The sequence below is a fragment of the Propionivibrio limicola genome (genome assembly GCF_009469695.1).
In the GTDB taxonomy this organism is placed as follows: domain Bacteria; phylum Pseudomonadota; class Gammaproteobacteria; order Burkholderiales; family Rhodocyclaceae; genus Propionivibrio; species Propionivibrio limicola.
In genome coordinates this window covers 60732-73841 of the sequence record NZ_SSSR01000015.1, presented here as the reverse complement: position 1 = coordinate 73841, position 13110 = coordinate 60732, and the positions used below count along the sequence as shown (strand labels likewise).

The following is a 13110-nucleotide window of genomic DNA, read 5'->3' as shown; positions in this document are numbered from 1 at the left end:
CGAAAAGACCTCCGTCAGCGAGACTCGTTGATTTGCCGTAGCCGCTTTCTCCGTCTCCATACGCCACCCAAAAAGACAGAAAACTACACAAATCAACGCTCTGTGAACAGCCCCTTTGTAACTGATTGATTGTGAACGGCTATTTTGGCATGTTCACGACGGTGGCATTTCGGGTTTGGTGCGATTGCCCTGCCATTGGACGCATGTTCGGCCGAGCCGATGCAAATTTCCCCTATAATGCGACGGCTCGCTGGCCGCTGTTCCAGCCGTTTTCAAACACCAAAACCATTTTAGAACGGGAGAACCCATGGGATTCCTCGCAGACAAGCGCGTGCTCATTACCGGCCTGTTGTCGAAACACTCGATTGCCTACGGCATCGCCAAAGCCTGCCACCGCGAAGGGGCCAAGCTGGCCTTCACCTATCAAAACGAACGTTTCCAGGATCGCGTCGCGAAATTCGCCAACGAGTTTGGTAGCGATCTCGTTTTCCTGTGCGACGTTGCCGAGGACACACAGATCAACAAGGTATTTGAGGACCTCTCGCAGCACTGGGAGGGCCTCGACGGTCTCGTTCACTCGATCGCCTTCGCACCGAGCGAAGCCATCGAAGGCGACTTCCTCGAAGGCATCACCCGCGAATCCTTTCGCATCGCGCACGACATCTCGTCCTACAGTTTCCCGGCGCTGGCAAAGGCCGCCCGCCCCATGCTGATGAAGGGCAACAATCCGTCGCTGCTGGCACTGTCCTATCTGGGCGCCGAACGCACGATGCCCAACTACAACACGATGGGTCTCGCCAAGGCGAGCCTTGAAGCGGCGACGCGCTACCTTGCTTTCTGCCTCGGCCCACAGGGCATTCGCGCCAATGCCGTATCGGCCGGCCCGATCAAAACCCTGGCCGCCTCCGGTATCGGCGACTTCGGCAAACTCCTGTCGTACAACGCTCACCATGCCCCGTTGCGGCGTAACGTCACCATCGAGGAAGTAGGCAATGCCGCCGCGTTCCTGCTCTCCGATCTGGCCAGCGGCATTACCGGCGAAATCATGTACGTCGACGGCGGCCTCAACACGACAGCGCTCGGCAACACCGATCCACTGCCCTGAGCCTCACTTCGCTGCACGCCCGTCCCCATCGACGGGCGTGCAAAAAAACGCCGGTCGGGTTTCCCCGCCGGCGTTTTTGTTTTGTTTCCTTTTTGTTTTCTTTTGCAAGCCTTATTGCTGATCCTTGGCCTCAGCCCCGAGCATCGAGGCGTTGATTTCGACCTGGTACCGCGCCCGCAAACCGGAGAGATAGGCAGACAAATCCTCCTTGGCGACAATCGCCCCATACTCTGCCTGCATCTGCTTCCGCGCCGCCTCGTCAATCTTTTCAGGCTGGCTGACTTTCACAATCTTGTAGAGAACGTAGTCCCCACCTTGCTCGGCGCCAACATACGCTGGCAGCTTCTGCGTATCGGCCTTGAAAATCGAGCGCATTACGGGGGGCGGCAACTGACCGCCCTTCAAACGGGATGCCACTTTGATGGGCGACCAGGAAAGCGCATCCTTGCCCTGCTTGAGTTCGGCCAGGCTTTCCTCGCCTGCTTTCTTCGCCAACGCGGCCGCTTCCTGCGCTCTCAGCAACTTCTCGACATCCGCCTTGACCGTTTCGAAGGGTTTGACCGACGCTGGTACGTGCTCGACGACGCGGGCGGCCAGCAAGGTATTCGGTGCAATCTCCACCGCCTCCGTATTACGCTTATCCTTGAGCGCGTCCTGTGAAAACAGCGCGGAAAGAACTTTCTCGTTTGCCAGCGGGCCGAGTGCCGCCATTGCCTGCGGCGCGGAATCCTTCTGGATCCAGCCCGACTTCTGGAGCGTCAGCTTGAACTGATCGGCGGCTGGCTGCAGACTTTCCGACTGCTCGTAAACCATGTTGCTGAACGCCTCTGCCGCCTCGGCAAACTTCCGCGTTGCGGTCTGACGCTTCAATTCGGCCTCGATCTCGCTCCGCACATCCTCCATCGGACGAACCTTCGCCGCCTTGATCCCCGTCAGCTTGATGATGTGGTACCCGAATTCCGACTCGACCACCCCCGAAATATCGCCTTCCTTTTGCGCAAAGACAGTGTCTTCGAAAGGTTTAACCATCATGCCGCGACCGAAAAATCCAAGATCGCCGCCTTTCTGCGCCGAACCCGGATCCTGGGAGGATTGCCTGGCCAGTTCGGCGAATTTAGCCGGAGCTGCCTGCACCTGCTTCAAAAGGCTTTCCGCTTTTTCCTTGGCTTTAGCCTTGTCGCTCTCACCATTGGCCAGGATCAAAATATGGCTGGCGCGGCGCTCTTCCGGCTGAGCGAACTTATCCTTGTGCGACTCGTACCACGACTTGAGTTCGGCCTCGCTTACCGTGGCCTGCTTGAGCAGCGCATCCAGAGAAAGAACCGCGAATTCGGCCTTCACCTGTTCCGGCACTTCAAACTTCGACTTGTTATCGTCGTAAAACTTCTGTACAGCCGCCTGTTCGATCGAAACCTTGTCGGCAAACTGCGCCGCCGACACTCTGAACTCGCCAAACTGCCGCTCCTCGGCCTGTAAACGCAACATTGCTTCGGACTGGCTTGTGGAAACGAAGGCAGAATCCGCCACCGCGCCGATCAACTGCTGAAGCATCAAGTCCTGACGCAATTTGGCTTCAAACTGCGGCTGCGACATGCCTTGCGAACGCAGCGCCGATTCGTAGCGCTCCATGGAAAACTTGCCGTCTTCCTGCAAGGCCGGAATCTTGCTGATTACATCGCGCAACGCCCCGTCCTGCACATATAGCTTTTTCTTTTCGGCTTCGAGCATGAAAAGCCGCTGGTCGATCATGGAATTGAGAATACCCAGCCGCACTTCGGGCACATTCATCATTTCCGGCTTGAAACTGGCCCCATAAGTCTGGCGCATCTGATCCTGCCGCTCGCGCAAAGCCTGCTCGAATTGCTGAACCGAAATTTTCGTGCCCCCAACTTTCGCAATGTCATCGCCGACACCGGCATTTCTGACATAGGAATCAACACCCCAGAAAGCGAAAGGAAGCGTTATCAGGCCAAGAAAAATCTGGACGATTTTCTTGTTGTTGCGTACGGAATCGAACATGATGATTGCCTGCTAGTTCAATTGGAATGATCGAAGCAATAATAAAAAAGGCGAACTCGCGTTCGCCTTCAGACAGTGGCGGAGTGGACGGGACTCGAACCCGCGACCCCCGGCGTGACAGGCCGGTATTCTAACCAACTGAACTACCACTCCAATTTTCCTGCAATCTGCCAGCAACCATTATTGCTGCTGGTGGGTGCTGACGGGATCGAACCGCCGACATCCAGCTTGTAAGGCTAGCGCTCTACCAACTGAGCTAAGCACCCGGGCCGCATTTGATATCCAAGCAGCGAGGGGCGCAGTCTACAGCATCCTCGACAGCTTTGCCATACCGTGAACGATGGCTCACTAATTTGAGTCTCGACGACCACACCACCGCACGATCGGGCCGATAGGTATCAACGCCAAAAAGGTATATATTTGGCCATGACTTCCCGGGCTTTACTCCCTCGCCGCAAGGATTCCGGGGCACGGATATCAGGAAAAAAATCGGGAACAGCCAACCCGAAGCCAACCAATACAGGAGCCACAATGAGGAACGAAACGGATCGCGAGTCGGTTCCGGAACCCCCAAACCCCATCGGAATGGATGGTATCGAATTCATCGAATTCACCACCTCCCGGCCGCAGGCGCTTGGGGACATTCTCGAGAAAATGGGTTTCCGGCTAATCGCAAGACATCGGTCCCGCGAAGTTCTGCTTTACCGCCAGGGCGGCATGAATATCGTCATCAACTCGCATCCGGCAGACATTCCGAGAACCGCCTCGCCGCTTGAACACCCGGTCATCAGCGCCCTGGCCATTCGCGTTCGGGACGCAGGAGCCGCCTATCAGCGAGCACTTGATCTTGGCGCATGGGAAATCCCGGTGCGTGCACAGGCGCTGGAACTGAACATTCCCGGCATTCACGGCGTTGGCGAGAGCCTCATCTATTTTGTGGATCGGTACGACGAATTTTCGATCTTCGACATTGATTTTCGAGCCATTCCGGGCGTCGATCTGCACCCTCCGGCGATCAACAATCTGAATTTCTTCGGCATCGTTCAGTATGTTGGCGTCGATCGCACGGAGGACTGGGCCGAGTTTTACTCGCAGCTTTTCGGTTTTTCGCGGATTCCCGACAGCGTGCGTTTCGGGATCATGCCCAAGGGAGAGCTTCTGCAGAGCCCCTGCCGGAAATTCTTCCTTCAGTTGATCGAACCGGATGGAGCGGCCCAGTACGCACCGATGGAAGAACACCTGCAGCGGATCGGCCTCGGCACCCCCGACGTCATCAGTACCGCCGCCGAACTCGAAAAACGCGGCATCGAGTTTCTCGCCACCGACAAAGTGCACACGAACGAGCGCGGCGCGCTGACCAAGGCGGTCCTCGGCGGACTTATGTTCGAACTCGTTCAAACCCCGTCCGCATCATGATGAATTTCAACGATTTTGGCATCGACAGCGCCTCGATGGCCGGTTCGCTCGAAAACCGCCTGAACGCAGCACGCCAAGCCGGTTTTTCGCACGTGATGATTTCGGCAACAGATATCGTCGGGCATCCGTCCAGCACCGCCAGCGCGGTCCAAACCATCCGCGACAGCGGTTTGCGCGTCACCGGACTCGAAGCATTGCGGGATTTCGAGGGACTGTCGGGAAAAATGCACGACTACAAGATCGACGTCGCCAAATCGATGTTGAGCCTGTGCAGCCAGATTGGGGGGCGCCTGTTATTGACCGAAGCATCGTCCTCCGCGCACGCCGATACCGACCCGGAAAAAATCGCCCGCGACCTGCGCAAACTGGCCTTCCTCGCCCTCCCGATGGGCATCCGCATCGCTTTCAAAGGGCTGTCGTGGAGCCGGACCGTCAAGAATTTCGCCGATGCGGCAGAAATCATCAGCCTCGCCAACTGCCCGAATCTCGGTCTCGCGATTGACGCCTTCGACGTCATCGCCGCCGAAGTTCCGCTCGGCGACCTGGATCTCATTTTTCCGCAACAAATATTTCTGGTCCAGTTATCCGACTTCATGCTGCAGGAAGTCCATACGACCGAGGAACAGGAAACGACGGCCACGCATTTCCGCGTTTTCCCGGGCGAAGGAGCACACAGCGAAGCGCTCGCGAAATTCATCGTCAAGCTCGAAGAAATCGGATATTTCGGCGATTACAGCTTCGATGTGTATAACAGCGACTACCTGCAGATACCCGCGGAGGTCATCGCCGAACGTGCCCGCCGCGCGGCCGAATGGCTTGGCGAAACCGTTCTCCGCCGCACGCTGCCGGTACCGAACATGGAGCGCCTGCGGCTAACCGCCCGGGATCGCGGTTGTTGAATCGCAACCAGTAGAACGTCTGACCGGGTCGTCACCCAAACACCGCGAAACACCGCAAAAAGGGATCCGCCATGACTGACAGAAAGCTCGTCGTTGTCGATGACGACAAGAAGCTTCGTGACCTCCTGCAACGCTACCTTGGCGAACAAGGGTTTCAGGTAAAGACGGCCGAAAGCGGCGAAGCGATGGACAAGCTGCTGGCCCGCGACACCTGCGACCTGGTCATCCTCGACCTGATGCTGCCGGGAGAAGACGGCCTGTCGATCTGCCGGCGCCTGCGCGCCAGCGATCCGCAACAGGCCATCATCATGCTGACGGCCAAAGGGGACGAAATCGACCGGATTGTCGGCCTGGAAATGGGGGCCGACGATTACCTGCCCAAGCCATTCAATCCACGCGAGCTCGTCGCCCGCATCCAGGCCGTATTGCGCCGTCGAACCCAGGTGATTCCCGGCGCACCGGCGGCCGAAAACAAGGCCGTCCGCTTCGGAGACGTCGAGGTTGATCTGGCCACGCGTTCGCTCAAACGGAATGGCGAGCCGATCGCATTGACGACTGGCGAGTTCGCCGTGCTCAAGGCTTTGCTCGACCACCCGCGCCAGCCGCTGTCGCGCGACCGCCTGATGGCCCTTGCCCGAGGCCGCGAACAGGGGCCATTCGATCGTGCCATCGACGTCCAGGTCTCCCGCCTGCGCAAGCTGGTTGAACCCGATCCGGCAACGCCGCGCTATCTGCAGACTGTGTGGGGATTCGGCTACGTCTTTATCCCCGACGGTGAGGTAAAGTGACCTCCACGGCGCACGGCAACGACAAACAGCCGCGCAGCCACTGGCACACTGGGCGCTTTCACTCTACCCGCCTTTTCCCACGCACTTTACTCACCCGCACCTTCCTGCTGATCAGCGCGCTGATCGTGGTTTCGGTGGCGACCTGGCTAACGCTGTTCAGCCTGGCCGAACGGGAACCCCGCGCCCAACAGTTGGCGCAACTGACGGTGAGCGCGGTCAACATCACGAATGCAGCCCTGCTCGCCGCCAGTCCGGCGAAGCGCCCCGCCTTGCTGCGCGACCTTGCGGAAACAGAAGGCGTACAACTCTATCCGGCCGAGCCATCAGACTTCATCGTCCCACTCGCCGACACGTTTTTCTTTCGCGTCCTCGCCGACACGACAAAGCGACAGCTCGGCCCAGATACCCGTTTGGCCAGCGCCGTTAACGGCGAAGAGGGGCTGTGGGTCAGTTTTTCGCTGGATGGCGCCGGTGACGATGAATATTGGCTGATGCTGCCGGGAGAACACACGGCCACCCGCTTCCCGTGGCACTGGATTGGCTGGGGAAGCGCCTCGCTGGCCATGGCGCTGCTCGTCGCCTGGCTCATTGTCTCGCGCGTCACTTTGCCGCTGCGCCGGTTGGCCGCTGCGGCGAAAGAAGTCGGACGCGGCAAATACCCCGCCCCCTTGCAGGAAAATGGCGTCATCGAACTGCAGCAACTGACCGAAGCCTTCAACCGCATGTCAGAGAGTCTCAAGTCCATCGACAGCGAGCGCGCTGAAGTGCTGGCCGGTATCTCGCACGACTTGCGCACCCCCCTGGCGCGCCTCCGCCTCGAGGCCGAATTATCAATCAGCGACGACGACGCCCGCCTCGCCGTCATCGAGGACATCGAGCAGATGGACGAAATCATCGCGCAGTTCCTCAACTACGCGCGCAGCAACAGCGAGGAAGCAAGCGAGCCAACGGATATCAATGCGCTCGTCTGCCACGCAGCCAGCGGCCAGAACCGCCTCCCCACGCCGCCCAACCTCGTACTCGGCGAACTTCCCCCGGTTCTGGTTCGTCCCAAGGCGCTCGGGCGTGCAATCGCCAATCTGACCGAAAACGCCCGCAAGTACGGTGGCGGCGACATCACCATTGAGACGCGTATTGAATCGGGTGACGACGGAAGCAACATTGTCATCGACGTGATCGACCGGGGGCCGGGCATCCCGGAAGGCGAGGTAGAACGCCTGAAGCGCCCCTTCACCCGCCTGGAGAACGCGCGCACCAACGCTACCGGTACCGGACTCGGACTTGCCATCGTTGACCGCATCGCGGCACAACACGGTGGCAAGTTCCAGCTCCTGGCAAGACCAGGCGGCGGACTCATCGCCCGCCTCCGCCTTCCCGCCAAGCGCAACTAACTGCGGCTAAGAATCCCGTTCGATCAAGGCAACCGCATCAGTCGAAATCCCCTCCTCGCGCCCGACAAAGCCGAGACGTTCCGCCGTCTTGGCCTTCACGTTGACGCATTCCGGCAGTATTCCCAGATCGGTAGCGATGGTGACGACCATTTTCGGGATATGAGGCGCCATTTTGGGGCGCTGCGCGTTGATAGTTGAATCAATATTGATAATTTTCCACCCCGCCTTTGACAACAGCTCGCGTGTTGCACGCAACAACGCACGGCTGTCCGCACCGCGGTAGGTCTCGTCGGTATCGGGGAAATGACGGCCGATATCGCCGAGTCCGGCCGCACCAAGCAGCGCGTCGATAATCGCGTGCAGCAGCACGTCGGCATCGGAGTGCCCGAGCAAACCGAGTTCATGCGGGATTTCAACGCCGCCGATGATTAACTTGCGACCGGCCACCAATGCGTGAATGTCCGATCCCTGACCTACCCGAATCATGATTTTCTTCCCCGAAGAACGAGTTCCGCCAGACGCAGGTCGGCGGGATATGTCACTTTAAAGTTGGTTGTATCCGACACGATCAGGCGCGGCCGATATCCGGCTGCCTCGATCGCACCAGCCTCATCGGTCACACCGGAATGTTCCGCCAGTGCCCGGCACAGGAGTCCATAGCGGAACATCTGCGGTGTCTGGGCCTGCCACAAACCATCACGCGGCACCGTTGCAGAAACACGCCGATCGCCATCGGCACGCTTAAGCGTATCGGCTACTGGAACGGCAAGAAGCCCGCCTACCGGGTCGTCGGCCAGACCATCGCACAGAGCGAGCAATCGATCGGGAGCCAGGCATGGCCGGGCGGCATCATGCACCAGCAGCCAATCGTCTTGCCTCAGGACGCCAGCCGCTGCAGCCAGACCGTTTGCCACGCTCTCGGCCCGCGTCGCACCACCGCAACGCTCGACGCGCAGTTTCGGCCCAAGGCTTTTCCAGTCGTAAGCATCCCACCATTCGTCGCCTGCGGAGAGTACAACCCAAACATGTTCGATGCGCTCGCATTCACAGAGCACGGAAAGTGTGTGATAGAGCATCGGCCGGCCGGCCAGTCCAAGATACTGCTTTGGTATTTCCGCCCCAAAACGCGCGCCGCTTCCGGCAGCGGGGACGAGAGCTGAATAGCGGGGCATACGAATCCTGTGCGATGCCTGCATCGCAGACACGAAGTTTGCGGAAAGCGGAAAGCACGTCGCGCTACCCGCCTTCCACTATTCCACTCAAATCAAATTATCGCGCGTCACACCACCACGCTTGATAACCCGACGCAATTGGTCCAGCGCTTCGATCTGAATCTGCCGAACGCGCTCGCGCGTCAAGTTAAGGTCGGCCGCCACGTCTTCCAGTGTGCTGACATCGGCACCGCCAAGGCCGTAGCGGCGCTCCAGCACGCGTCGCTGTTTGTCGGGCAGTTGCTCGACCCAATGGCTAACGAGATCCCCCACTTCGTTCGATTGCAACAGGCTTTCCGGATCGATCGCATTATCATCGGCAATCGCGTCGGCAATCGTATGGTTGGGATCGATTTCCAGCGGGGCATCGAGTGAAGCGATATGCTCGTTCAGCTCCAGCGCTCGCCGGACATCCGCCACCGGCCTGTCGATCAGATGGGCAATCTGTTCGAGCCGGATGTCCCGGCCGCTGGACATTTCCAGATGGCGAAACGCACGCAGGACAATGTTGATTTCCTTGACCACGTGGACGGGCAATCGAATCGTCCGTGACTGATTCATGATCGCCCGCTCGATGCTCTGGCGAATCCACCATGTGGCATACGTCGAGAAACGGAAGCCGCGGTCAGGATCGAACTTCTCGATCGCGTGAATCAACCCGAGATTCCCCTCCTCGATCAAATCCAGTAGCGGGATGCCGCGATTCAAATAGTGCTTCGCAATATTCACCACCAACCGGAGGTTGTGCTCGATCATTTTTTGCCGCGCAACGAACTCGCCATCGCGCGCACGGCATGCCCACTGGAATTCTTCCTGTGGTGTGAAGAGCGGTTTGGCGCCAATCTCGTTCAGATAATGCTGCGTCACATCGTTGAGTAACTCAACTTCGGGCGGAGTGACAACCGCCTCTTCTTCCGGATCATTCAGGAAAGTTTCTTCCGCGTCGTCATCCTCGGCGGAAACTTCTTCATCGATAAAATCAGGATCCTGATTTGCAGTGGAAGTCATAATTACCGTTGTGGAAGATATTTTAATGGATCGACCGGCTTGCCTTGGCGCCGAACTTCGAAGTGCAGCTTCACTTGATCAGCATCGCTATTGCCCATTTCAGCAATCCTCTGGCCTTTCACGACACTCTGACCCTCTCGAACCAGCAACGTCTGGTTGTGCGCGTAAGCGGAAAGATAAGTCGCATTGTGCTTGATGATGACCAATTTTCCGTAACCACGCAGACCGGCACCGCTGTAAACGACCTTCCCGTCACCCGCGGCAATCACCGCGTCACCGGCTCTGCCACTGATATCGACGCCCTTGTTGCCGCCATCGCTGAACGTGGCCACGACTTTCCCGTTCGCCGGCCAAATCCATGCGACTTCACCCGGGCTAACGGCTTCGGCCGGCTTGGTTTCCGGCTTGACGGCAGACGCGGACTCGGCAGCTTTCGGTTCGGCCGGTTTTTGCTCCACAGATTTCGCCTGTGCCTCGCTTTGCGCTTGAGCAAGCGCTTGCTCGGAATACGGCACCTTACCCGCTTTTGGCTCGCGCTTCAGCATTTCACTACCGCCATTGGCCTGATCAGCCAAAGGCACACCGTCGATTGGGCGAACGACAACTTCATCGACCCGCACGGGGGCTGTCGACGCCACGGCCGATGTCGATGCCAGCGGCTTGACCTTGAGCACAAGCCCTTCAGAAATCACGTTGGGATTCTCGATTCGATTGAGCGCAACCAGTTCGCGGAAATCCATGCCGTGCTCACGCGCGATGCTGTAAAGCGTGTCGCCTTTCTTGACGACGTATGCATCCTTGCCGGCCCCGGCTGCTGAGCTCACCTGCCCGGCCCGGCCTTGTACCGGAGCCGGCGTTTTGCTGGCGCAGCCCACCATCGCGAGCATGACAGCCAATGCCAGCCCAATCGTTCGAGGCTTGGTTAAAGCATAAAAATTCTTCATTCGACTCCTGAAAGCAATGGAACGAACCGAACGCTGTCCAATCGCGTCTCGACGTAGCCGTCAGATCGACGTTCGATCATGAGGAGATGCTGCTCCCCCGTTCCCAGTGGCAGCAACATTCTGCCATCAACGGAGAGCTGCCGCAAAAGCGCGACGGGAACAGTGGAGGCCGCGGCAGCGACAATGATCGTATCATAGGGGGCAGCTTCCGGCAGACCAAGCTGGCCGTCGGCATATTTGAGCCTGACCTTGAACTGCTGGATTTTCCTCATATTCTGCTTGGCCCTGACCAGCAGCGGTTCAATGCGCTCCACGGAATAGACATCATCCGTGAGCTGAGCCAGCACGGCGGCCTGATAGCCGCAACCAGCGCCGATCTCCAGCGTTTTTCCAAGCTTGCCGCGCCCTTCTCGCAATAATTCGATCATGCGGGCTACAACATAGGGCTGCGATATCGTCTGCGAAAAACCGAGCGGTAGCGCTGTGTCTTCATAGGCGCGCGAGGCGAGAGCTTCCTCTACAAACACGTGGCGCGGCACATTGGCAATGGCCGCCAGCACTTGCTCGTCGCGAATCCCCTGCTCGCGCAAACGCTCGATCATGCGCCCACGGGTGCGCATCGAGGTCATGCCGATTCCTTGAACCGCTCTGTTCATCGCGCCAGCCAACTCCTGACCATCGGCAACTGGGCGTTATGCGTCAGATCAATCTGCAAGGGTGTAATCGACGCAAAATTGTTGCTGACCGCATGAAAATCCGTCCCTTCGCCGGCATCCTGCGCGGCTCCGGCGGCCCCCACCCAATAAACCGTTTCGTCGCGCGGCGTCTGCATGGGAACCACGGCTTCCGCCTTGTGCCGCTTGCCGAGACGGGTCACAAGTTTGCCGCGCAACTGATCGTAAGGCACGTCGGGCACATTGACGTTGAGGAGCAACGGTTCGCGGACATTCTCACGCTGGATCGTGCGCACCAGTTCAAGAGCAACGCGCGCCGCCGTATCGAAGTGCGCGCCGGCCTTGCTGCAGAGCGACACGGCGATCGACGGCACGCCGAGCAGAAAGCCTTCCGTCGCCGCCGCCACTGTCCCGGAATAGATCGTGTCATCGCCCATGTTAGCCCCATGATTGATGCCGGAGACGACCATGTCCGGCAACTGGTCGAGCATTCCGGTCACGGCCAGATGGACACAATCGGTTGGCGTTCCGTTGACGTAGTAGTATCCGTTCGCCGCCCGCTTCAGGGACAGCGGCCGATCGAGCGTCAGCGAATTACTCGCCCCGCTTCGATCACGCTCAGGCGCCACCACTGTAATCTCGGCCACTTCCGCAAGGGCACGCGCCAGGAAGTCAATGCCAGGAGCAAAGTAGCCATCATCATTGCTGAGTAGAATTCGCATATTCAACCGTCGGGGAAAGTTTCGACTATAACAACAAGGAGCGCCAGCACGCTTTCGCGTCGATTATACGGATATTCGAACACGCTTGAGCAAACGCAGCCACAGCCGGATATCCCCACCATTTTTCGGTTATTACGTAAACGAATACTGTCTATCCGGAAAAATGGTATTGACCGCATATCGCCCCATATGCGAACTTGTCGCCACAAAACATCGGGGGCCTTGTAGCCACCCGGGAACAGGAGGGTGCTGGATGTCACCAAGTAGATTGCTTTGCTGCCTTGTCGCCATAACGGCGCTGGCCGGCCTCATGATAGCGAGCGATGCCGCGATGGCGTCGTCGTCGCTTCGTTCTGGCTGCCAGTCAGTTGAAGCGTTCTCTGTGGCAAACGGTGAGACAGCCGAAGCTCCGCTTGACACCCTCCCGGCAAATCCACAACAAAATACGTTCCGCCCAGACCATTTCACCGGTCAAACCCTGATTACATCGCCCTTGGCATCCGTATCGCACAACAAGTCGCCTGCGACAAACCGTGCCGATTGCGCGCTCACCGCCCAACAGAATTCCGCTTTCACCGCTTACGCTTCCAAGAATTTTTTGATCTCGGGAACGCAACCGGTGAATGAGGAAACATCCTGGCTCGTCCAGGATGCTTTCATGCAGTCCCCGACCAACTCAACCGCGCCGGAACTTGCGCTACCACGGGAGCACTCCACGCAGACGATTGTCCGCATGGAAGCCAACAGGCCCCGGGTAACGCATACTCCTGCAGGTCGTTGGCCGTCTGCTTGATCGAAAACCGGAAGACTTGGATTGGGGAAACCCACTCCAGCACCTGACGGTTCTGTTGCAGGAAGGCGAGAAGCAAAGATTGCCGAATCACTTTGCTTGTTCGCTGCGTTGATAATAGAAACATCAGAAAAGGGTTAATT

General features: G+C 58.4%; 13 protein-coding genes and 2 tRNA genes. 6 read left to right on the top strand and 9 right to left on the bottom strand.

The features are described from left to right. Positions 1–307: 307 nt before the first annotated feature. Positions 308–1105, top strand: a complete 798-nt coding sequence (gene fabI / locus GH659_RS10960; protein WP_153111442.1) for an enoyl-ACP reductase FabI — start codon at positions 308–310, stop codon at positions 1103–1105. Between the two features lie 111 nt (positions 1106–1216). On the opposite strand, the gene GH659_RS10955 is transcribed toward fabI, so the two are convergent. From GH659_RS10955 to GH659_RS10945, 3 genes are all read right to left on the bottom strand, one after another. Then, positions 1217–3124: a SurA N-terminal domain-containing protein gene (locus tag GH659_RS10955; protein WP_153111441.1), complete on the bottom strand. Its 1908-nt coding sequence runs from the start codon at positions 3122–3124 to the stop codon at positions 1217–1219. Between the two features lie 76 nt (positions 3125–3200). After that, positions 3201–3277: transfer RNA gene (locus GH659_RS10950), tRNA-Asp, on the bottom strand. A 37-nt stretch (positions 3278–3314) separates the two neighbouring features. Beyond that, a tRNA-Val gene (locus GH659_RS10945) sits at positions 3315–3390 on the bottom strand. Between the two features lie 265 nt (positions 3391–3655). Here GH659_RS10945 and GH659_RS10940 point away from each other — a divergent pair. The 4 genes from GH659_RS10940 (at position 3656) to GH659_RS10925 (ending at position 7618) form a co-directional block, all read left to right on the top strand. Next, positions 3656–4540, top strand: coding sequence for a VOC family protein (locus tag GH659_RS10940; protein ID WP_153111440.1), 885 nt, complete (start codon positions 3656–3658; stop codon positions 4538–4540). After that, positions 4537–5439 (top strand): sugar phosphate isomerase/epimerase family protein, encoded by a 903-nt coding sequence (locus tag GH659_RS10935; RefSeq protein ID WP_211364205.1) that lies wholly within the window; start codon positions 4537–4539, stop codon positions 5437–5439. Before GH659_RS10940 ends, GH659_RS10935 begins: the two co-directional genes overlap by 4 nt. Before the next feature lie 71 nt (positions 5440–5510). Beyond that, positions 5511–6227: an osmolarity response regulator transcription factor OmpR gene (gene ompR, locus GH659_RS10930; RefSeq protein WP_153111439.1), complete on the top strand. Its 717-nt coding sequence runs from the start codon at positions 5511–5513 to the stop codon at positions 6225–6227. Then, complete coding sequence (locus GH659_RS10925) at positions 6224–7618, top strand: ATP-binding protein (protein ID WP_153111438.1); 1395 nt, start codon at positions 6224–6226, stop codon at positions 7616–7618. The genes ompR and GH659_RS10925 overlap by 4 nt, the downstream gene beginning before the upstream one ends. Before the next feature lie 6 nt (positions 7619–7624). Here GH659_RS10925 and ispF read toward each other — a convergent pair whose 3' ends face one another. The 6 genes from ispF to surE all read right to left on the bottom strand — a co-directional run bounded on the left by ispF (position 7625) and on the right by surE (position 12177). After that, the gene (gene ispF / locus GH659_RS10920) at positions 7625–8104 is read right to left on the bottom strand and encodes a 2-C-methyl-D-erythritol 2,4-cyclodiphosphate synthase (RefSeq protein ID WP_153111437.1); all 480 of its coding nucleotides are present in this window, start codon (positions 8102–8104) and stop codon (positions 7625–7627) included. Beyond that, a complete protein-coding gene (gene ispD, locus GH659_RS10915) occupies positions 8101–8790 on the bottom strand; it encodes a 2-C-methyl-D-erythritol 4-phosphate cytidylyltransferase (RefSeq protein ID WP_211364204.1) in 690 nt (229 codons plus the stop codon). Before ispD ends, ispF begins: the two co-directional genes overlap by 4 nt. 87 nt (positions 8791–8877) lie before the next feature. Continuing rightward, the gene (rpoS, locus tag GH659_RS10910; protein WP_153111435.1) at positions 8878–9837 is read right to left on the bottom strand and encodes an RNA polymerase sigma factor RpoS; all 960 of its coding nucleotides are present in this window, start codon (positions 9835–9837) and stop codon (positions 8878–8880) included. Between the two features lie 2 nt (positions 9838–9839). After that, positions 9840–10781 (bottom strand): peptidoglycan DD-metalloendopeptidase family protein, encoded by a 942-nt coding sequence (locus tag GH659_RS10905; RefSeq protein ID WP_153111434.1) that lies wholly within the window; start codon positions 10779–10781, stop codon positions 9840–9842. Beyond that, a complete protein-coding gene (locus tag GH659_RS10900; protein WP_153111433.1) occupies positions 10778–11437 on the bottom strand; it encodes a protein-L-isoaspartate(D-aspartate) O-methyltransferase in 660 nt (219 codons plus the stop codon). The genes GH659_RS10905 and GH659_RS10900 overlap by 4 nt, the downstream gene beginning before the upstream one ends. Continuing rightward, positions 11434–12177 (bottom strand): 5'/3'-nucleotidase SurE, encoded by a 744-nt coding sequence (surE, locus tag GH659_RS10895; protein ID WP_153111432.1) that lies wholly within the window; start codon positions 12175–12177, stop codon positions 11434–11436. Before surE ends, GH659_RS10900 begins: the two co-directional genes overlap by 4 nt. Positions 12178–12430: 253 nt before the next feature. Here surE and GH659_RS10890 point away from each other — a divergent pair, with 253 nt between their 5' ends. Beyond that, positions 12431–12970, top strand: a complete 540-nt coding sequence (locus GH659_RS10890) for a hypothetical protein (RefSeq protein WP_153111431.1) — start codon at positions 12431–12433, stop codon at positions 12968–12970. Positions 12971–13110 lie beyond the last annotated feature (140 nt).